This window comes from Paenibacillus sp. LS-5, from assembly GCF_056121505.1.
The window spans coordinates 1-20,129 of record NZ_JBWAVA010000012.1 but is presented as its reverse complement, the minus strand read 5'-3'; the positions used below and the strand labels follow the sequence as shown (position 1 = coordinate 20,129).

At 48.3% G+C, this 20,129-nt stretch carries 15 protein-coding genes and 7 tRNA genes; 5 read left to right on the top strand and 17 right to left on the bottom strand.

Annotated elements, in window-relative coordinates; all coding sequences use genetic code 11:
- Window positions 1–2 precede the first annotated feature (2 nt).
- The 4 genes from AC0MA3_RS17385 to AC0MA3_RS17370 form a co-directional block, all read right to left on the bottom strand.
- Window positions 3–2,534 carry a chemotaxis protein CheW gene (locus AC0MA3_RS17385; RefSeq protein ID WP_474657116.1) on the bottom strand — a complete coding sequence of 844 codons (2,532 nt, stop codon included), beginning with the start codon at window positions 2,532–2,534 and terminating at the stop codon, window positions 3–5.
- Window positions 2,535–2,556: 22 nt separating this feature from the next.
- Complete coding sequence (locus AC0MA3_RS17380; protein ID WP_379163715.1) at window positions 2,557–2,985, bottom strand: chemotaxis protein CheW; 429 nt, start codon at window positions 2,983–2,985, stop codon at window positions 2,557–2,559.
- Window positions 2,986–2,997: 12 nt separating this feature from the next.
- Entirely contained in the window at window positions 2,998–4,572 is a 1,575-nt protein-coding gene (locus AC0MA3_RS17375) for a methyl-accepting chemotaxis protein (protein WP_474657115.1), read from the bottom strand.
- 296 nt (window positions 4,573–4,868) lie between these two features.
- Window positions 4,869–7,052, bottom strand: a complete 2,184-nt coding sequence (locus AC0MA3_RS17370) for a LuxR C-terminal-related transcriptional regulator (protein WP_474657114.1) — start codon at window positions 7,050–7,052, stop codon at window positions 4,869–4,871.
- A gap of 197 nt (window positions 7,053–7,249) precedes the next feature.
- On the opposite strand from AC0MA3_RS17370, the gene AC0MA3_RS17365 reads away from it, so the two are divergent.
- Both AC0MA3_RS17365 and AC0MA3_RS17360 read left to right on the top strand, forming a co-directional pair.
- Entirely contained in the window at window positions 7,250–8,002 is a 753-nt protein-coding gene (locus AC0MA3_RS17365) for a 3'-5' exonuclease (protein WP_474657113.1), read from the top strand.
- A gap of 237 nt (window positions 8,003–8,239) precedes the next feature.
- Window positions 8,240–9,007, top strand: a complete 768-nt coding sequence (locus AC0MA3_RS17360; protein ID WP_474657112.1) for a MerR family transcriptional regulator — start codon at window positions 8,240–8,242, stop codon at window positions 9,005–9,007.
- 144 nt (window positions 9,008–9,151) lie between these two features.
- Here AC0MA3_RS17360 and AC0MA3_RS17355 read toward each other — a convergent pair whose 3' ends face one another.
- Window positions 9,152–9,538, bottom strand: coding sequence for a MerR family transcriptional regulator (locus AC0MA3_RS17355; RefSeq protein WP_474657111.1), 387 nt, complete (start codon window positions 9,536–9,538; stop codon window positions 9,152–9,154).
- 103 nt (window positions 9,539–9,641) lie between these two features.
- Here AC0MA3_RS17355 and AC0MA3_RS17350 point away from each other — a divergent pair, with 103 nt between their 5' ends.
- Window positions 9,642–10,031 (top strand): carboxymuconolactone decarboxylase family protein, encoded by a 390-nt coding sequence (locus tag AC0MA3_RS17350; RefSeq protein WP_474657110.1) that lies wholly within the window; start codon window positions 9,642–9,644, stop codon window positions 10,029–10,031.
- Between the two features lie 187 nt (window positions 10,032–10,218).
- Here AC0MA3_RS17350 and aroD read toward each other — a convergent pair whose 3' ends face one another.
- The 3 genes from aroD to AC0MA3_RS17335 all read right to left on the bottom strand — a co-directional run bounded on the left by aroD (window position 10,219) and on the right by AC0MA3_RS17335 (window position 13,038).
- The gene (gene aroD, locus AC0MA3_RS17345) at window positions 10,219–10,983 is read right to left on the bottom strand and encodes a type I 3-dehydroquinate dehydratase (protein ID WP_474657109.1); all 765 of its coding nucleotides are present in this window, start codon (window positions 10,981–10,983) and stop codon (window positions 10,219–10,221) included.
- Between the two features lie 42 nt (window positions 10,984–11,025).
- Window positions 11,026–11,940: a ribokinase gene (gene rbsK / locus AC0MA3_RS17340; protein ID WP_474657213.1), complete on the bottom strand. Its 915-nt coding sequence runs from the start codon at window positions 11,938–11,940 to the stop codon at window positions 11,026–11,028.
- A 186-nt stretch (window positions 11,941–12,126) separates the two neighbouring features.
- Entirely contained in the window at window positions 12,127–13,038 is a 912-nt protein-coding gene (locus AC0MA3_RS17335; protein WP_474657108.1) for a stalk domain-containing protein, read from the bottom strand.
- Window positions 13,039–13,402: 364 nt separating this feature from the next.
- On the opposite strand from AC0MA3_RS17335, the gene glgP reads away from it, so the two are divergent.
- Window positions 13,403–15,019 carry an alpha-glucan family phosphorylase gene (gene glgP / locus AC0MA3_RS17330; RefSeq protein ID WP_474657107.1) on the top strand — a complete coding sequence of 539 codons (1,617 nt, stop codon included), beginning with the start codon at window positions 13,403–13,405 and terminating at the stop codon, window positions 15,017–15,019.
- Window positions 15,020–15,181: 162 nt separating this feature from the next.
- On the opposite strand, the gene AC0MA3_RS17325 is transcribed toward glgP, so the two are convergent.
- On the bottom strand, window positions 15,182–16,423 hold the full coding sequence (locus AC0MA3_RS17325) for a GGDEF domain-containing protein (protein ID WP_474657106.1): 1,242 nt from the start codon (window positions 16,421–16,423) through the stop codon (window positions 15,182–15,184).
- 218 nt (window positions 16,424–16,641) lie between these two features.
- On the opposite strand from AC0MA3_RS17325, the gene katA reads away from it, so the two are divergent.
- Complete coding sequence (gene katA, locus AC0MA3_RS17320) at window positions 16,642–18,099, top strand: catalase KatA (RefSeq protein ID WP_474657105.1); 1,458 nt, start codon at window positions 16,642–16,644, stop codon at window positions 18,097–18,099.
- Window positions 18,100–18,247: 148 nt separating this feature from the next.
- Here the strand turns inward: katA and AC0MA3_RS17315 are convergent, their stop codons facing one another.
- The 8 genes from AC0MA3_RS17315 to AC0MA3_RS17280 all read right to left on the bottom strand — a co-directional run bounded on the left by AC0MA3_RS17315 (window position 18,248) and on the right by AC0MA3_RS17280 (window position 20,128).
- Window positions 18,248–19,201, bottom strand: a complete 954-nt coding sequence (locus tag AC0MA3_RS17315) for a helix-turn-helix transcriptional regulator (protein WP_379163749.1) — start codon at window positions 19,199–19,201, stop codon at window positions 18,248–18,250.
- A gap of 153 nt (window positions 19,202–19,354) precedes the next feature.
- A tRNA-Gly gene (locus AC0MA3_RS17310) sits at window positions 19,355–19,425 on the bottom strand.
- A gap of 12 nt (window positions 19,426–19,437) precedes the next feature.
- A tRNA-Pro gene (locus tag AC0MA3_RS17305) sits at window positions 19,438–19,511 on the bottom strand.
- Between the two features lie 156 nt (window positions 19,512–19,667).
- A tRNA-Arg gene (locus AC0MA3_RS17300) sits at window positions 19,668–19,744 on the bottom strand.
- 10 nt (window positions 19,745–19,754) lie between these two features.
- A tRNA-Gly gene (locus tag AC0MA3_RS17295) sits at window positions 19,755–19,829 on the bottom strand.
- Between the two features lie 7 nt (window positions 19,830–19,836).
- Window positions 19,837–19,920: transfer RNA gene (locus tag AC0MA3_RS17290), tRNA-Leu, on the bottom strand.
- A 17-nt stretch (window positions 19,921–19,937) separates the two neighbouring features.
- Window positions 19,938–20,013: transfer RNA gene (locus tag AC0MA3_RS17285), tRNA-Lys, on the bottom strand.
- A gap of 40 nt (window positions 20,014–20,053) precedes the next feature.
- Window positions 20,054–20,128, bottom strand: a tRNA-Gln gene (locus tag AC0MA3_RS17280).
- Between the last annotated feature and the right edge of the window lies 1 nt (window position 20,129).

Sequence of the window (20,129 nt, the reverse complement as noted above, 5' to 3'; positions counted from 1 at the left end):
AGTCAACCAACCTCTTTCCGTTTAGTTTCTAAATTCAGCATTCTTTCCAAATTCAGCAAATGGATAAATTGTTGGTTTTGTTTGTATATGGCATCAAGCATATCTGAATTCAGACGCATATAATCCGGTGTCTCTTCCATGTATGCTCTGGAGAGCGGGCATACCTCCGCAACTTCATCGACTACAATTCCTACCTCGTGCCCTGCTACTTCGCAGATCATAATCCGTGAGCCGGCAGTTCGCTCATAGGAGTCCATTCCCAACTGGGGCCGTAGATCATACACTGGAAACAGGATTCCCCGCAGATGAATCATCCCCAGTACATGTGAAGGCGCTGAGGCGAGAGGATGAATCTCAGGTACAGGAACAATCTCTTTCATCTTCACAATCGGAATTCCAAAATCCAGGCCTGACAGCCTGAAGGTCACATATTTCTCACTTTCGGCATCCACCTGTTCACTATCTGTGTCTACAGGCATCAATGTTTCATAAGAGGAACCTGTCTCACGGGCAATGAAGCCGACATCCAGTATATGTGCTACATGGCCGTCCCCCAGGATCGTTGATCCGGCAATATAAGAAACATTGCCAATATAATTACCAAGCGATTTGATTACGATCTCCTGATTGCCAATGGTTTGATCGACGACCAGACAGACCCGTTTATCCGCCAATCCGACGATCACCACGAATAAGCGGTCTTTAACCGGTTCCATCTCCTCCTGCACCTGCAATTTGCGGTGGAGACGCACCAGAGGCAGCACTTGGTTGCGGAATTTACAGACTTCCTTCCCTTGTACAGTAAGTATATCTTCTGTCTTCAATCTGAAGATTTCAATCACATTTACTAATGGAACCGCAAATGTACTTTTACCCAGCTTCACCAGCAACGACCGGATAATGGCAAGGGTTAGGGGAAGCTTTATGGTAAATACGGTCCCTTCATTCCGGGTCGTTTCAATATCGATAACCCCGTTTAGCTTCTCAATGTGCGACTTCACAATATCCATTCCAACACCGCGCCCGGACAGATCGGTAACCTTCTGGGCTGTGGAAACGCCTGAACGGAAAATCAGCATTACAAGTTCCTTTTCCGTCATATGACTGGCCTCTTCGTGAGTAACGAATCCTTTGCGAACCGCCATTTCTTTCACTTTATCCGCATCTATGCCTCTGCCGTCATCTGCAATGGTAATCACGATCATATTCCCTTGGTGGCTGGCCCGGAGCACTATGCTTCCTTTGGGCGGTTTCCCCATAGCCTTACGTTCTTCCGGCAGCTCCAGTCCATGATCTACCGAATTACGCAGGATATGAATGAGCGGATCGCTGATTTCTTCAATCAGGGTACGGTCGAGTTCAGTCTCTTTGCCCTCAATGATGAATTCGATTTCTTTCTTCGATTTGTGGGCCAGATCACGGACCATTCGCGGAAAGCGGCCAAACAAATGCTCAATCGGCATCATCCGTGTCTTCATCATTCCTTCTTGGAGATCAGATACGACCATGTTTAAATGGCCCGCAATGTCATTCAGGACATTAATATCGCCATTATTTTTGAACTGTTCGCTTAGTTTCGCGCGTATACTCCGAAGCCTGGTGTTATCAATGATCAGCTCACCCACCAGATTCAAAAGACTTTCAAGGCGTTCCACATCCACGCGAACCGTCTGTGCCACTTGTACCTTTTTCTCGGAAATTACCGGGACCTGTTTGGCTTTGGCTGCAGCCTTTCGGGATTCTGGCTCAGGGGCCGTTCCGACCAGATTCAATTTTGTAATATATTCAATCCGTACGGATTCGATTTGGGAGATTTGTGTCAGACTGCGGATAATGTCCTGCTGAATTTGTTTTGTGATCAGAACATACACTATAGTTCCGGCAAACAGGTCATCCTTCTCGATCAACTCCAGCTTCGGGAAGCAGGCAGCAATTTCCCCGTGCTCTGTCAGATTGATTTCCACGAGCTTGGCCCGAACATATTTCATGGATTCTTCTTCTGCCATATGAACATGAATCGCCATAACCTCGTAACTGTTGTCCAAGGCTGCTTGTATTTTCCCTTTCTGACTATCATCAAAGACAATATGCAGCGCTGGTGCGGGCTTTTTGACTGACTGTTCATGAAGTGGCGGAATCTTGGAAGCCGAATCCCGGATTCCTTCCAGCCGGTCCATTAGAATCGTTGTGTCTCCTTCCTCCATTACACCGCCAAGGATGGAACGGCGAAGCTCCTTAATGAAATCAATACAGTCAAATAGAATGTTCAATAATTCGGAGGTCACCTCCAGTTGCCCGCAGCGGATCAGCTCAAATACACTTTCCATCTGATGGGTTAGCCCGTTGAGCTGCTTAAAACCCATTACGGCCGAAGATCCTTTTAAGGTATGCGCAGCCCGGAAAATTTTTTGAATGGTATCTTGCTGACAACCCACGCTTTCCAGGACCAGCAAGGAGTCATCCAAAAGTTGAAGCTGCTCTTCCATCTCATCTAAAAAAACGCCCAAATATGCAGAATTATGAAATTCACTCATCGTTTTCGCTCTCCTTCATGCCTCACCCTTCACCAAACAACCGCTCTACATTCAATATGCTGATCAACCCGTCCGGACTCTGGCCTATGCCCTCCAAATATTGAGCACCTTGCACTTCGTGGGATTCGAGCGGAGGCTCTATTTCCTGAAAAAAAGTCACCTTTTCTACCGCATCCACTATAATGCCGATCGCCTCCTGCTTGTAACGCACCACAATGATACGTGACTGTGCGCCCATAGGCGTCTCGGGAATGCCAAATCTCATGCACAGGCTGATCACCGGAACAATCCTGCCCCGCAAATTAATAACGCCTCTAATAAATGGCTTGCTGTTGGGTACTCCTGTGATATGCTCCATTTTGATGATTTCATTGATATCACGAATATTGATAGCATGTTTCTCGCTGCCCAGACGGGATACTACATATTGTTCAGTACTCGTTGCCTGCATAGTTGATCCTCCCTACGCCAGCTTGAAGGCTGAGATGGAGTTATTTAATTCGTCGGCTAATCCGGCGAGCATTTGCGAGGACGCTGCTGTTTCCTCCGCTGCTGCTGCTGACTCCTCGCTTCCTGCTGCTATAGTCTCAATGGAGAAGAGGACCTCATTCGTTTGCGCTGCCTGCTCCTCGCATGCCGCAGCAATACCGGTAATTTGCTGGGTGGTTTCATTCACACGATCAACGATTCCCTTGATCAGCCCCTCTGTCCGGTCTGACAGTGCTGATACCTCGCTAACTGCCTGCACGCTGAGTACTGTATTCTTTTGCATCCCCCGGATTATATGAGCAATTTGCTTCGTGGCTTCACTGCTCCGTTCTGCCAGCTTGCGGACTTCATCAGCCACAACGGCAAAACCTCTTCCCTGCTCTCCTGCACGCGCCGCTTCAATCGCCGCATTTAGGGCAAGCAGATTCGTCTGTTCGGCAATCTCGTCAATGACTTCAATAATTTCCCCGATCTTTTGGGAGTCCTGCTCAAGAAGTTCCATCTTTTCCGACAAATCGTTCATACCCAGACTGGATTCTCTTACGGCATTACTTCCCTCTTCAGCACCCTGACGTGTCAGAATGGATAGCTCCGAGACTTGCTCAGCATTCTTTGCAACCTCATCGATACCTTTGACCAGATCCTGAATCAAATGATTGATATTTTGTGCCGCCTGGGCCTGAGACTGGCTGCCGGAAGCGATTTGTTCAGTGGTTGCCGAAATTTCCTCGGAGGAAGCCGCTACATTTTGAGCAGATTCAGCCGTCCCGCCAATGAGATTCCTTAAGCTGATGATCATCTCATTTACGGCAGTGCCAAGTTTGCCGAGCTCATCCCGGCTTTTCAGGGTAAGCTGCTCTCTAAGATCCCCCCCGGCTAATTTGACCATGACCGCCAGAATTTTGGACACAGGACCAACGATGCTCTGCGAGATCCAGAAGGAGAGCACAAGGGCCACTATTGTAGCTACTGACGCAGAGACGATAACAGTATTTTTCCCAGAGGTGTAGCTGTCAATATTAGCCTCTATATTTTTGTTCGCGCCATTCACTACATTCTGGGCTTCATGGTTCACCGTATCCTGCGCCTTTTGCAGATAAGGAACGGCATCAAGCATTACTTTGTATCCTTTTTCACTTTCATTATTCATTCCGAGCTCAATGATGCTAGGAACCGCTGTATTATAGTTTTCCACATTTTGTTTGACGATCTCCAGGGAAGCCCTTTGTTCGGTATCCAGTGAGAGCTCTCCGTAGGCCTTAATATTGACGGCAAGATTCTCCTGATCTTCCTGGATCGTTGCTTTGATCTTGTCGAATTCAGAAGAATCCGTTTCCAGGATGATTTTCATCAGGTCGCCCCGGAGTTTATACAGATCAGCACGGATATTCTCCATTTGGACTAATCCAGGGAAGTTATACTCGCGCATCTGTAATGAATTGTCATTCATTTGCCCCATCTTAACAATGGACAAGCCACTAATAAACAATAGCAACGCTATAACCAGCAGAAAGCTGCCTGTTAATTTGGTTCGGATATTTAATTTCAATTGAAACACTCCTTTAAGTGATTGCTGATAATGTTAGCTTTCAAACTCTCCACAGACTACTCTCCCCGTTATGTGATTCCCCGAGTTCCATTCTCCACCCTATATACATTGCATTCGGAAAACTCCTTATCTCTAAATGAAGATGTTTGTGAAATATTTCCCCTTCATTATGAGAGGACTAGTTCCTTGTGCCTATGGTTCCTAGTTCCTATTTATCGACAAATTATTCCTAATTTCCACAGGAATCCCTTCCCTTTTCCGAGCAAAAAAAAAGCAATGACCCCTAAAATATGGGATCACTGCTTTTTCATCGTGCGGCTTATGGAGGTCTGATACATTTGTGAAATTGCCTGGGCCCTGCCGGTTACGCCAAGCTTTTCATATATTTTGGTGATATGATTTTTGACAGTATGTGTGCTGATAAACAGCTTCTCAGCGATTTGTTTGTTATTCATTCCTTGCACCAAATAACTAAGGATATCTTCTTCTCTTGAAGTCAGACTTTCTTTATTCTCCATCGGAACCTGGGTAGCCGCGGATGAACTCCGGGTGTGTAAGAATTGTTCCGCAGTGCTCAAGGTTGACTCATCTACAGGAATAGGAAGAGCTTCCTTCCACTCCTTGTACCCCTTTTCCAAAAACATAATAACGATCAACAGCACTTTTCCCAGTAAGGCATAGGAAATTCCTCCTATGTCCTCATCTCGGCCTGACCTGTACATTTGCAGTTGACGCAATAGTATAACCAGCGGGGCCTCCCCAAAGTAGCCGGCAAGCAAATCCGTGTCAAACTCGAAGAGCAGGCCTGCCTGTGCGCTCAGTTCAATCTCTTCGGGATCACGCTTTAATTCTTGTAACAATCCAGCCGCGAGTTCCTTTATCTGAATCGCCTTTTGATGCGCTTCCGGTTTCCACATGAACAAAGCATCCTGAAGCAGGTGAATGATGTCTATATTCATTAACGGTGCCGCTTGTTGCGAGACCAGTGATTTTGCTACTATAAAACTATTCATTGATTGTATGAACGTATCATATTCCTGGTGCTGTCTATCATCTCTATAATGGATAGTAACGATTCCCAGCAGTTTTTGGCCGGAAACCAAAGGGTATTCCACTACATCCATGCCTTCCCATTCACGTTCCAATGGTCTGTGCAGCATGCTAAAACCAGGCATCCCATCGCCGAAATAGGCATTCTCCGCCTCTGCAGCATATCCAGAGTACAGTTCATTGGGAGCAGTGAGCGAAGTATATATTTTCATTCCATCGTTTTCGGGTTGATGCAGCAATAGACAAATAAAAGTGCTGTGAATCTGCTGCTGTATGAATTCAAGAAACATATGCAGAAAGTCTTCCCAGTCCTGGACAGCAACAAATGCCTGAGATAATTCTTGAAAAGCCTTAATCCGCTGACTGCGCCGTTCGATGATATTTTCACCATCCAAGTAGTACATAGAAGATGAGATCTGATGGGCTGCCAGCAACCCCATATCCGCCTCGTCTTCCGATATTTCCGTTCTTGAAGCATCTCCGCCAAATAATAACCCGAAGAATTGATCTTTATATTTTATGGGATAGCAAATAAGGACTTTGAGCTGAACTCCGCGCATCGTAAAGAAGTAGCTTCTCGGATCCCGGTTAGAATTCTCCCAATACCCCATCTGCTTGGTAAGCCCCACCCGCCCCAGGAAACCTTCACCCGGGAAAAAGGAAGCGCCTGTTAAGGAGTGTTCTTCCGGCATGCCAGTCGTCTCCATGATCGTAAATTGTCCTTGTTCGTCGATCCTGCCGGCATATCCTGCATATTCAAGCCCCATAACACGTGCGAATATACCCAATACGCCTTTAAGCCAGTCCGGGCTTTTTGAGTCAATCAGATGGGTAAGGTTCAACAACTGCAGTTTGTATGCAGTATTATTTTCCCGCCTCTCCCGTTCCAGAAGAATACTAATCGTATCTGCCAAAGTTTCCAACTGGTGAAGTATACTTGCAGTGTGCTCTATATTATACGTTGCCACACTGTCCAGAGCATGAATCCAGCGTTCACATTCCCTGGGATCAATCATTTCATATATTCGTGCTGAGATAAGATCCTTGCTGCCTTCCTCTATACATACACCTGCTATAATGTAATAGCCAGACTGCTTATCCAGATTTACAGGGGCAACCAGCAGCTTAAATCCAGAGGCGGTTTCATATACGATCGGCTTTGGAATGCCACTAACCTTTTCAATAATCCTAACAATTGTATCTTCCGCAGACTTACTCTCAAAACCCAATAGAAGTCGTGCCATATCCGTTAAACCTGAGGGTTCTGTTAACCGTTCATCCGCATGGTTGGTAATTATAATCGATAATCCGCATAAAGAAGAGTAAGCGTTCTGTAATGTCTGCAAATCCAATTCCAGCTTGTTCTTCATCATATATTCCTTTCTTCCTTCTCCCTGGAAATTCGCCGTACCGCGACTTTTCTCCTGCATTTTTCCTCTTATATTTTTACAAAGTTAGTTTTTTTGCCTGATCTTCAGAAAGAAACATACATGAATACGTAAGAACGGTGTTGCAACTAGCGGATTCCCTCTGAACCCCCCATTCCTGCGTTTTTTTTGCTAAAATAGAATAGTCGGCGTATTTTAAGGCAATCCTAGCGCCAGTCACTGAAACGGAGGCATTACCTGTGGATTATATTATTCTGGACATCGAATTCAACGGCCGCAAATTTGCCAGCGAGCACCCTATGGAGGTCATTGAGATTGGAGCCGTCCGGTTAGACGCTTCATTGCAATATAAGGATGAATTCTCGGCTTTGATCAAACCTGTATACTTTTCTACCCTGAATTCATTTATTAAGAAAAAAACCGGAATTCCCCAAGAGGATATCGACGTAGCCGACCGGTTCCCTAAGGTGATTACGGCCTTTCGATCCTGGCTGGATCAGAGCATGGACGGCGTGCTGCTTCTGACCTGGGGCGGTGAGGATATGAAACGGATCATTCAGGATATCCGCATGCACAAAATGGACGATGCCTACTGGCTGTCTGCCACCTATTTCGATCTGCTCAAAGGTGTGCTGCGCGCCCGCGGCCTCAGCAACGATATCAGCGTTGAAGGGGCGATGGCCCTCTTCGGGCTGGAGCCTTCCGGATCTGCGCACCGCGCACTGGACGATGCCAAGATGACCGCTGAAATATTCCGTGCCGTCTTCCCGGATCTCGACTTCGGGCGCTCCCAGCATTATGTGGACACCTTCTCCAACGCCAGAGAACGCAAGACGGTCAAGATCGCGATCAAAGCGATGAACGCACAAAAGGTTGTTCCCACCTGGGAGCTCGTTGCCGAGCACTATTTCCCGGCCGAAGACGCTTTGGCTGATCCACGCAAGCTGGCGGAGCTGCAGGCCTATTTCGCGGCACAGCTCGGTAAAAAGTAACATCCTTCCGGGATCATCACACGACAGCGGCAGTTCCCTTAGTGGGTATACTAGGGAGACTGCCGCTGTTTTTTTTCAACTAAAGGCATTGGGATTCCGATAATTAATGTTTGACATTGCCGCTACGTAAAGGTGTACATTAATTCTGCAAGCAGCTGTATTGCAAAATTGCAAACCGCTGACGTGATGCGATCCATTCAAATACATGCTGAGAATGAGCTGGAGGCTGAAGAAAAGATGGAGTATACAGTGCAGAAGCTAGGAGCGCTTGCGGGAGTCAGCACGCGGACCCTGCGGTATTACGATGAGTTTGGAATTCTTAAGCCGGCGAGAATCAACTCTTCGGGATACCGTATCTATGGCCAGGCCGAGGTCGACCGGCTGCAGCAGATTCTATTTTACCGGGAGCTGGGTCTAAGCCTTGAAGCGGTCAAAGAGCTTGTAACCGCACCGTCCTTTGACGGCGCCCAGGCCCTGCGCGAGCATCATGGGAAGCTCCTTCAGCGGAGACAGCAGTTGGACAGACTGATCCAGAACGTCGAGCGGACATTGGCACAAACCGAAGGGAGAATAACCATGAGCAATGAAGAGAAATTCGCAGGCTTTAAGAAAAAGCTGATCGAAGATAACGAGCAGAAGTATGGGCAAGAAATCCGCGGGAAATATGGCGATGAGACTGTAGACAAATCGAACCGCAAGCTGGGAGATATGACGGAGGAGCAACACGACAGGGTACAACAGCTCGAGGCAGAGATGTTCGCCGCACTGGAGCAGGCCATGGAGGACGGTGATCCGGCAAGCGTGCTGGCCCAGAAAGCCGCCGATCTGCACCGTCAATGGCTGACCTTCTACTGGGATACCTATACCAAGGAAGCCCATGCCGGAGTAGCGCAAATGTATGTCGATGATGAGAGGTTCACCGCCTACTACGACAAAACCCGTCCCGGCGCGGCCACCTTCCTGAGGGATGCGGTTCATGTGTATACCGGGACGGAGCAAGAGTAACCCTGATTGCGGATCTAAGGATCAGCTGGCGTTTTTATTCAATCGTTGATCCAGGCTGGAGTCCCTTGATGAAAAAACATAGTCTTCTTTCTTAGGTCAACACCTGGCAAGCCCTCGAGCGGTAGCGGTCATCCCGCTGCCGCTCTATTTTAGTTCTGCTTCCGCCTCTTCCTCCATTCCTTTATAGTACTGAATCTTGTCGGCAATCTTCCTGAGGTTCTCACCAAGCTTTCGCATCTGCTGCTGGACTCTGCTCTCGTGGGCTTCCAGCATCAGTCTTCTCTCATGGACGGTGGAGGGACCCTGGCTGCGCAGATCGGAATAACGCTTCATTTCCCGGATAGGAATATCCAGCTCCCTCAGAATGACCAGGAATTGTACCCAAGACACATCAGCTTCGGAATAGGCACGATAGCCCTGCTCATTCCTGGACACGCCCTCCAGCATGCCGACTTTCTCATAATAACGCAGCGTATGTGCTGACAGCCCCGTCAGCCGGGACATTTCCTGAATTGTAAGTAGGTTATTCATGCTGAAATCATACCACAGCAAATGAACCGTTGCATTAGAGCGCGCTCTAAGCTGTAGTCTGGATATAGAGCATGAAATCACAATTCTAATGGAGGTTTAACTTATGACAACGGAACGGTATGATCGCGGTTGGGAGAAGCTGATGGAGGTAGACGGTACCGGGGGAGCAAAAGTAATCGAATCGCTGAAAGACATCTCTCCCGATCTGGGCAAGTTTGTAATCGAGTTTGCTTTTGGCGATATTTATACTCGTGGTGGACTGGATTTGCGGCAGCGCCAGCTCATCACCATATCCTCGCTTACCACTCTTGGCGGCTGTGAACCACAGCTCACTGTTCACATCAATGCAGCACTTAATGTTGGACTTGCTCCTAAAGAAATCGTGGAGGCCATCCTGCACTGCGCCCCTTATACCGGATTTCCGCGTGTGCTGAATGCAACCTTTGTGGCCAAGGATGTGTTTCAGTCCCGGGGAATTACGGCACAGGACTAGGCCGAGGCAACTCTCTTCTTATCCAAAAAAATACCGTCACCCATTGCCCGGAATACCTCTGAGGATTCCAGCAGAATGGATGACGGTTTTCTTATAGCTACCACTTACAAAAGACTCCATACTCCAGCAGCCGGGGAGTTTGGAATAACTGGCTTGTCTCTGGCTTGTCTCTCGCGGAGTTACAGCTCTACAGACTGCGGTGCAGCAGCTCCAGTACACTTCGCAGCTCGGTTACCGCCACCTGTCCCGGAGCTGATGGCTTGTGTGCGGCGCCAAAGGTGAGCGCCGAACCGAAGATTTCACCAGCCAGACGGCTGATTACCCCTTCTCCGGCCATGGACATTGTAATGATCGGACGGTCTGCATATTGCTCACGCATCGTATGGGTAGCAGCAAGCAGAGTAAGCACATCACCCGCATGCTGCGGCATAACAGCGATTTTGGGCAGATCACCGCCAAGCTCCTGAGCTTTGCACAGCCGTGAGATAATCTCCTCCTGGGAGGGCGTGCCGTGGAAATCGTGATTTGAAACGATTACGAACACCGCGCAGGCATGCGCTGCAGCAATTAAGTCACGAACGAGATCGTCTCCCTTGAACAGCTCCACATCTATAATATCCACGTGGCCGCTCTCGGCAGCCGCTTGATTCAGCCGGATATAATATTCCTCCGTAATCGCCCGCTCGCCGCCTTCCTCTTTACTGCGGAACGTGAAGATCAGCGGAATGTCAGGAAGGACAGAGGAGAGTTCGGACAAGGTTTGCTGTACAGCCGCGAGATCCTCCACCTGTGCAAAAAAGTCGCTCCGCCATTCCACCAGATCCGGTGCCAGCTCCTTCAGTGACTTTGCTTCTGTCACTAGCTCAGACACTGTAGCTCCAACCAGTGGAACGCAAATCTTGGGAACACCCTCACCGAGGGTTACATTTCTAACGGTCACTGTGCCGCTCATTTCCTTCAGCTCCTTATGTAATAACGTGCAGCAATGATTAACTTACTGTTCAGCAGCACCCTGAAGAAATTGTTCAACCTCTGCCAGGTACGGAAGCGATGGAATTGCACCCTGCTTGCCTACAGCAAGCGCACCGACAGCATTCGCGAATCGGACCGCTTCGTCCAGTGTCTTACCTTTGGTAAGCTGCCAGGCCAGAGCACCGTTAAAAGAATCACCGGCGGCTACCGTGTCAACAACTTGTACAGGAAAACCCGGAATATGCAGGCTTCCGGCATGATTCACAATTAGCGCCCCTTTGGGGCCAAGAGTCACGATAACGTTCCGAACGCCTTTTTGCATCAGTATTCGCGCCGCTTGCTCTGCATCATCAATACTGTTTACGGCCATTCCTGCCAGGATGCCCGCTTCCGTCTCATTGGGAGTCAGGTAGGTAACATGCTGGAGAAATTCATCCTCAAGAGCCCGGGCCGGCGCAGGGTTCAGGATCACCGGAATTCCCTGTCTAGCAGCTATGGCAGCAGCATGTGCACACATCCGGAGATCCGTCTCCATCTGCATGACTAGCATTTCCGCCTGGCTGATTACCGGTTCAAGTGCGGCAATATCTGCTGGCCTCATCTCGATATTCGCCCCAGGCACAACGATAATACGGTTCTCTCCTTCTCCGTCCACAACGATGGAAGCAATCCCTGTACCAAGTGTTTCACTCTGTCCAATATACCCGGTATGGATCTGTTCCTGGCGCATGACCTCAAGCAGTTCACTGCCGAAAGCATCTTTGCCCACTCTTCCGATCATCGTTACCTCTGCACCAAGGCGCGCTGCCGCTGCCGCCTGATTTGCGCCTTTTCCGCCTGGAGACAAGGTAAAGTCCTCTCCGAACAACGTCTCTCCGGCATCGGGAGCCCGATTGGTGCGTACCACCATATCCATGTTCAGGCTGCCGATTATCACTATACCCAATCTGTTCACCATCCTAACTTGTTCCACTCTATCTTACTCGGGTTTACCCGGTTTTATCAAACCCCATTTCTCCCTAACCCAAAAAGACACAGCAGTGATTGCCGTGTCTTCTCCTTCATACGAGCTTACTCTATTGTGAAAAAGTACTGCGATACAGCCCGGTGCTCCTGAAGACTACTACTCTTCGTAGATGACAACCGATTGGGATTCCGGCTCCCATTTCACAGTAGCTCTCAAAGCTTCACTGACAAACCGGGCAGGTACAACTGTGTTGCCCTTCACGATAGTCGGCGCAACCTGAAGAGTGACAGCCTGACCGTTGACATAAGCCGTCTTTTTATCAATATACAGCTTCACTGTAATCCCGTCGCGGGTCATGGTAACCGAGCGCTCTTTACCATTCCAGACCACTTCAGCCTGCAAGGATTCAGCAATCGCTTTGAATGGTACCAATGTACTGCCGGCTGTAACAATCGGAGCAACACCTGAGGTGGACTCTTCGCCGTTAACGTAGAGCTTCACTCCTTTTTTGCCGGTTTGCGCATATAGCTTACCAAGCTTCTTATAAGAGTTCAGATCTTTTACGTTAGCCAGAATCGCTTCTTTCTGAACGTATACTGCATCGGTTACACTGCCTTTTTCGTTCAGCATTTCCGCTAGCGCCGACAACGCTGCATCCTTATCTTGAATGGCCTCTAGCTCAGCCTTCATTTCTGGTGTTAGTTCAGTATTATATTTGGTCAACAGAAGCTCCGCGATCACTGCCCCTGCCGGCTTGTCCTTCACGTTTTCGATAGCATTCAGAAGACCTCTGTAACCATTGTGACCCTTATTTCCATATGTAGCATATGTAACTGTAGTAACAGTTTCTTTATCCTTGCCTTTGTTAGTCTCTTTACCTTTGTCCTTGTCTTTGTCCTTGTCTTTGTCCTTGTCTGTTGGCGCTGGTCCATTAGCAGGTACCGCAGTTGTAGCTTCTGCTTTACCGTTACCCTTACCATTATTGTTTGCGGGCTTGGCTTGTACCGCTCCTGACATCATGCTGATGGCCAGAAAGCAGCTTGCAAGGATACTGAAGATTTTTTTCATGTGTTCGGTTCCCCCTTAGGTTGTAATAATTCTTTATTTATTTCGGCTGCCGATCCTCATTTTATGAGTGAAAAAAAGTTTTTAGGATAAACAGCTCGGGCCGGAGATTGCAACGCTACCCTAGTCCTAGCTAACCGGACCTACTTCAAGGGGGCATCCAAGTTATAAGGATAATTATTCCTTTCATCGGAGCATGTATTTTTTCTAAACTTCAGTATGTTTTTTTTCTGCAAATGTGCTAGAATAAGTGTGCAATCGCTTCCACGAAAAGTTTTTTTGCCCGTTTGGGCAAACGTTTGCACCTTAGATTAAGCCTGCAGTAACGCCAGTTTTTAATCTACTATGTATTTAGGAGGCTTATCAAGTGAACCAGAATCCTTTACCGTCAGTAGCTTATTTCAGCATGGAGTACGGGCTGCACTCCGACTTCAAAATGTACGCCGGTGGCCTGGGCATTCTAGCCGGGGACTATATCAAGGGTGCCAAGGATATCGACGCTCCGATTATCCCCATTGGCCTGAAATGGAAGCAGGGCTACACGGACCAGAAGATTGACGCTAACGGCAATCCTTACGACTCCTACCACAATTACGTCTATGATTTCCTGGAGGATACAGGCGTGAAGGTCACCGTTAAGGTCCGCAAGATCGATGTAGTCTGCAAGGTTTGGAAAACCGATCATTTCGGCAACAATCCCCTGTATCTGCTGGATACGGATATTCCTGAGAATGGCGATGCCTGGATTACGGGCCAGCTCTACGGCTGGTTTGGGGAAGAGCGGATCGCGCAGGAAATTGTCCTCGGGATAGGCGGGGTAAAAGCCATGCGTGCGCTGCAGATTCCGATTGACGTCTACCATTTCAACGAGGGGCATGCGGCGCTCGCAGCCATCGAACTGATCCGTGAAAAAATGTCCGGCGGCAGCACCTTTGAAGAAGCCTGGAAAGCTACCCGGGAAGAGGTTGTGTTCACTACACATACACCGATTAAGGAAGGCAATGAGACACATCCGCTGGATCGTCTGGAGTATATGAGCGCTTTTAACGGCTTGACCCGTGATCAGATGGAGCGCATCGGCGGCGATCCGTTCAATATGACGGTAGCTGGCCTTCGTCTGTCGCGTATCTCCAATGCTGTGGCTCAGCTTCATGCCGATACCGCGAATAAAATGTGGAAGGAAGTCGCCGGCCGTTCGGAGATCATCGGCATCACCAATGCTATTCATACACCGACCTGGGTCGATGAACGTATGATTCAGGCCTATGAAGAAGACAGCGATCTATGGGCAACACACAAAGAAATCAAAAACGAGCTGATCACCTTTATTGAAGAACGCTCCGGTATTTCACTGAACGCGGACAATCTGCTGATCGGCTTCTCCCGACGGGCTGCCCCTTATAAACGCAGCGACCTGATTTTCTCCCAGCCCGAGATTATCGAGCCTTACCTGGAGAGCGGCCGCATCCAAATCGTATTCTCCGGCAAAGCCCATCCGCTGGATGACAACGGCAAGAAGATTGTCAGCAACCTCGTGTCGATGATGAAGAAGTATCCGAAAAGTGTCGTCTTCCTCGAAAATTACGATATGACGATCGGTGCGATGCTTACACGTGGTTCGGACATTTGGCTTAACAATCCGCGGCGTCCGCTGGAAGCCAGCGGCACCTCCGGCATGAAGGCCGCGATGAACGGAGTCCTGAACTGTTCCATCCTTGACGGCTGGTGGCCGGAAGCCTGCATCGACGGCGAGAATGGCTGGCAGATTGGTGATGGCTTTGAGACCACTGACTTTGCTGTGCTTGACCAGCATGACAGCGATGCCCTCTACGATACTCTCCTGAACCGCGTCCTCCCAACCTTCTATGAAGATAAGGAGAAGTGGGTACAGATGATGCGCAAGAGCATCGAGACTACCCGTACCGAATTCGCGAGCAAACGGATGCTTGAGGAATATTACAACCGGATGTATATCAAAGGTTAACAGGTTGGTTATGTAACTGTCCCGCCTCCAGCTTCTGTGCTGCAGGCGGGATTTTTTATAGTTTCTCCCCCAGGGTCTATCTGTTTAATATTCCTGAAAGTAATGTATCGTATCGCTACTTGGAACCTTATGTTCTTCCAGGAACAACAAAGCTGTTTATACTTACATGCTGGTGCTTGCGGTAGATACTCTGTTGCGGCCGCTCGTTTTTGCCAAATATAGCCCCTGATCTGCAAGTTCCATTAGTCCCGCAATCTCCTCCGGATTGGTCACCTCACCTGTGGCGGCGCCAATACTCACCGTAATATAGGAGCTGACTCCGGAATAATCATGATGAATGGACATTTGCTGAACACGCACGCGGATTCTTTCACTAAGCTCCATTGCCCCGTTCACTCCGGTATCAAAAGCTGCAACTACGAACTCCTCCCCCCCAAGCCGGGCTGCAAACTGCAGTTCCCCCTCCATTTCCGACTGGATCACCTGAGCCACTTCTTTAATAATCCGATCCCCTTCAGCATGCCCGTAGTTATCGTTGAAAGCTTTGAAATAATCAATATCAATCATTAGCAGGGCAACCCTCTTACCTGCTTCTTCGTCTAAGCGTAACTGCTGCTGCATTCTTTGGTCGAAGGCACGGCGGTTCGGAATTTCCGTAAGCGCATCAATGAGTGATAACCTTTGCAGTTCTCCGTTGGCCTGGGCTAACTCCTGATATACCTTTTCATTTCTTGTAATCTGTTCCTCCAGCTTCCGGTGGCTGCCTCTTAACAGAATTTGGTTATAATGATTGCTGCAATAGTTCACATACAGAATCCTTGACGCCACCCAAGTGAAGAAAAGAAACAACGTCAGATTCACATAATGCCCAATCAGCACGTTCAGTGACAGTTGAAAAAAGGGAAGCCCAATATACAGCAGCCCCGCTGACACTCCATACAGCCTCAGCATCACCTTGTTATCGAAATAAAAAATGACGGATATACATACCAGATTGATTACAAAAGCCATCACTTGCCCATAGAGCCGCTGATCCGACAATGTTACGACGCAACCCCACAGCACAAAAATATACGTATATAACGTGAACAGCTTCTCATACAGGCGATGATTTCCCTTTAGCGACTTGGCTTCTCTCTCATAGGCGGCCGCCCCCAGCAGAAAGGCTACATTCAATCCGATCATGAAGACATACATTGCAAAATAGAAGCTGAAATGAAAGCTCTCGTGTACTTTGGTAATGGAAGCTGTCAGGTCAATCGCGGCCAGAACCGATTCAATGCCTATGAAAATCTTGGCAAACAGCTTGCCTCTGGAAACATTCTCACTAAACCTATGTATGCGCAGCTCCCGGCGCTCCTCCTCCGTCATCGTGAACGGCAGCCTAATCAGTCGATCCAGCATGTTGTATCCTCCTAGTCGCTTTAACTCCATGAAAATCTAACAGAATCATTATCGTTCATTCTTTACCCTAAGCACAACAGAAAAAGGTAGATTTCCCCGCTCACTTCTTCAGCTTATTTAAAATAATTATAATTTAGGATTGATATTATTTTTTCTTTTGATATTATAGTATTTATACTTAATCTAAAATCAAATCCTAATCCGAGGTGGAATTGTTCATGAATGAGAACCATAATAAACTTACAACAAGCTGGGGTGCCCCTGTAGGGGATAACCAGAATTCTATGACTGCCGGTACCCGTGGACCTACACTGCTGCAGGATGTGCATTTGCTGGAAAAGCTGGCGCATTTCAACCGGGAGCGCGTACCCGAACGTGTGGTTCATGCCAAAGGAGCCGGTGCCCATGGTTATTTTGAAGTCACTCAGGACTTGTCCAAATATACCAAGGCGGCTTTTTTGTCAGAGATAGGAAAACGTACGCCGATGTTTATCCGCTTCTCGACAGTAGCCGGAGAACTAGGGTCTTCAGATACCGTACGTGATCCGCGTGGTTTCGCCGTGAAATTTTATACAGAAGAAGGCAATTACGATCTGGTCGGCAATAATACGCCCGTCTTTTTTATCCGTGACGCAATCAAATTTCCGGACTTCATCCATACCCAAAAACGCCATCCGCAGACCCATCTCAAAAACCCCAATGCCGTCTGGGACTTCTGGTCTCTTTCCCCGGAGTCGCTGCATCAAGTTACGATTCTGATGTCCGACCGTGGCATCCCGGCAACACTTCGTCATATGCACGGCTTTGGGAGCCACACCTTCAAATGGGTAAATGCCGAAGGAGTCGCAGTGTGGGTCAAATACCACTTCAAAACAGAGCAGGGCGTAAAGAATCTAGATGTGAACCTGGCTGCGCAAATTGCCGGTGAGAACCCGGATTACCATACAGAGGATTTGTTCAATGCGATTGATAAAGGAGATTTCCCTTCCTGGAGACTGCATGTTCAGATTATGCCTGTAGAAGATGCGGATACGTACCGTTTTGATCCCTTCGATGTCACCAAGGTATGGTCGCAAAAAGATTATCCGCTCATTGAAGTCGGCCGCATGGTATTGGACCGTAATCCCGAGAATTATTTTGCGGAAGTGGAGCAGGCTACCTTTTCTCCTGGCTCGTTTGTCCCCGGGATTGAGGCTTCCCCTGATAAAATGCTGCAGGGCCGTCTCTTCGCCTACGGCGATGCCCACCGCTACCGTGTAGGTGCGAACCATAACCAGCTGCCGATCAACCGGCCTGTTGCCGAAGTGAACAATAACCAGCGTGACGGTGCCATGATTCACGGCAATAACGGCGGCGGTTCGGTCTACTATGAGCCGAACAGCTTTGGTGGCGCGGCAGAATCGCCAACGCATCGGCCGGCAGCCTTTGAAGTGACCGGAAAAGCCGACAGTGTACCCTATAATCATGACGATCACTACACTCAGCCCGGTGACCTCTACCGTTTGCTCAGTGAAGAAGAACGTGCCCGTCTGATCCGAAATATTGTTGGCGCCATGACCCCAGTTGATAAAGATGAGATCAAGCTCCGCCAGATTGGGCACTTCTACAAGGCAGACCCCGAATTTGGCCAGCGCGTAGCTGAAGGCTTGGGACTGACTGTCCCACAGGGCGAGTAAGACCGCCTCCTTTAACATGAATAAACCCCGGCCATGAGGCCGGGGTTATTTTAGCAATTGAATTATTCAAAGAATGCTATACATGCTCTTCGGGGCAACACCGTATCCAAGGTGAATTCTACTCAATAATTTCTGTCAGCATCGCAGCTCACTTTTGATAAAGCTCCATCCACTGGGTAAGCTGCACTTTCAGCCCTTCTCTGGCCGAGGCCGGCTCCAGAATCTCTGCGTGTGGTCCATATTGCAGAATCCATTTGGTGAATTCCTTCTCATTATTGACAGTCACTTCAAACAAAAGACTGCCGTCCTGCATATCGCTCATCCATGGATGAACAAAGAGCTCTTCTTCTTTTATGTATCGGGCAATTTCAGCATGAAAACGCACCTTGAACTTAATACTTTTATGTCCACGGTTAATGGACCACGTGTTCTTCAGGTATTTTTTTATATTAAAATCACCTTTATCAAAGCCCTTATCGGTCACCTCTACCTCCTGAAAACGGCTGATACGGAAGGTTCGGATAGCCTCCTTAAGATGACAGTACCCGATCAGATAAAAACGCTGATCCCGCGGAATCAAGTAATATGGATCAATCTCACGCTGAGTAACAGCATTGCGCGACTGGGAATGATAGATAGCCCGAATGCTGCGCTGCTCCACAATCGCTCCGATTATCGGCTGCAGGAAGTTTCGGCTTTCTTTGCGGTAAGCAGGTTTGCCCATTTGAATAATATCGGCTATGTTCTCAAGTATTCCATTGGATTTGGATTTTTCTTTCAGATGGGTGCCCATAACCTTATCATAGGCTGTATGGAAACCTGGAGGGATTTTATCCGGATTCAAGATAGAAGGTAATAGTGAAAAAGCCACTGCTTCCTGCTCAGAGAAATCAAGCGGATACAAAAAAAACTTCCCCATAAACCTATAGCCCGTACCTCTGCCCTCGTTGGTTACAGGTGCAAAATGGCTAATCATCTCTAAATCCCTGTAAATGGTTCTTAGGTTGACATCACATCTTATCGCCAGATCCGAGGCTGTAACCCCGGGATTGGACTGAATGGCGTTGATGATTTTGAAGATCCGAATTACTTTGTCCGTCATTGATATAAGCCCCTTAATTCATGGTATTCATACTATTGTGCTCGCCATCATAATAATATCAGTTCTCTTCACTTCACACTGCGGGTAAAAACACAACAAGGTGAAAAACAGAAAAAAACCCTTGCTTCACAAGGGTTTAATCGTTAACAATTAAGCGGGTGATGGGAATCGAACCCACGCTATCAGCTTGGAAGGCTGAAGTTCTACCATTGAACTACACCCGCATAGGTGTAAAATCGGGATGACACGATTTGAACATGCGACCCCCTGGTCCCAAACCAGGTGCTCTACCAAGCTGAGCTACATCCCGTTAATAGAATGGTACTGAAAGTATAAATGGCGCGCCCTGAGAGATACGGAAGCTTACGCATCCGATTGCGAAGTAGTGCTATCGAAGCCTATGCTCCAACGAACTCATTCGTTCGAATCTGTCTACAGGTCACTTTGAAGAATCACGAAGTATAAATGGCGCGCCCTGAGAGATTCGAACTCCCGGCCTTTTGATTCGTAGTCAAACGCTCTATCCAGCTGAGCTAAGGGCGCAAAATCTATATGGAGCGGACGACGGGAATCGAACCCGCGACCCTCGCCTTGGCAAGGCGATGCTCTACCGCTGAGCCACGTCCGCAAAAACATGGTGCGCGTGAAGGGACTTGAACCCCCACGTCGTAAAACGCCAGATCCTAAGTCTGGTGCGTCTGCCATTCCGCCACACGCGCACACTTTAGAAGAAAAATGGTGAGCCATGAAGGACTCGAACCTTCGACACCCTGATTAAAAGTCAGGTGCTCTACCAACTGAGCTAATGGCTCTCAATACAATGAATCTTAACTTCACCTTGTGGTGTGAAGATGGCTGGGGATATAGGAATCGAACCTATGAATGACGGAGTCAAAGTCCGTTGCCTTACCGCTTGGCTAATCCCCAA

Coding starts and splice junctions, on each gene's coding strand:
- AC0MA3_RS17350 (WP_474657110.1), top strand. CDS start 9,642: ATGACAACGGAACGGTATGATCGCGGTTGGGAGAAGCTGATGGAGGTA.
- AC0MA3_RS17360 (WP_474657112.1), top strand. CDS start 8,240: ATGGAGTATACAGTGCAGAAGCTAGGAGCGCTTGCGGGAGTCAGCACG.
- AC0MA3_RS17335 (WP_474657108.1), bottom strand. CDS start 13,038: ATGAAAAAAATCTTCAGTATCCTTGCAAGCTGCTTTCTGGCCATCAGC.
- aroD (WP_474657109.1), bottom strand. CDS start 10,983: ATGAGCGGCACAGTGACCGTTAGAAATGTAACCCTCGGTGAGGGTGTT.
- AC0MA3_RS17385 (WP_474657116.1), bottom strand. CDS start 2,534: ATGAGTGAATTTCATAATTCTGCATATTTGGGCGTTTTTTTAGATGAG.
- katA (WP_474657105.1), top strand. CDS start 16,642: ATGAATGAGAACCATAATAAACTTACAACAAGCTGGGGTGCCCCTGTA.
- AC0MA3_RS17325 (WP_474657106.1), bottom strand. CDS start 16,423: ATGCTGGATCGACTGATTAGGCTGCCGTTCACGATGACGGAGGAGGAG.
- AC0MA3_RS17380 (WP_379163715.1), bottom strand. CDS start 2,985: ATGCAGGCAACGAGTACTGAACAATATGTAGTATCCCGTCTGGGCAGC.
- AC0MA3_RS17370 (WP_474657114.1), bottom strand. CDS start 7,052: ATGCAGGAGAAAAGTCGCGGTACGGCGAATTTCCAGGGAGAAGGAAGA.
- AC0MA3_RS17315 (WP_379163749.1), bottom strand. CDS start 19,201: ATGACGGACAAAGTAATTCGGATCTTCAAAATCATCAACGCCATTCAG.
- AC0MA3_RS17355 (WP_474657111.1), bottom strand. CDS start 9,538: ATGAATAACCTACTTACAATTCAGGAAATGTCCCGGCTGACGGGGCTG.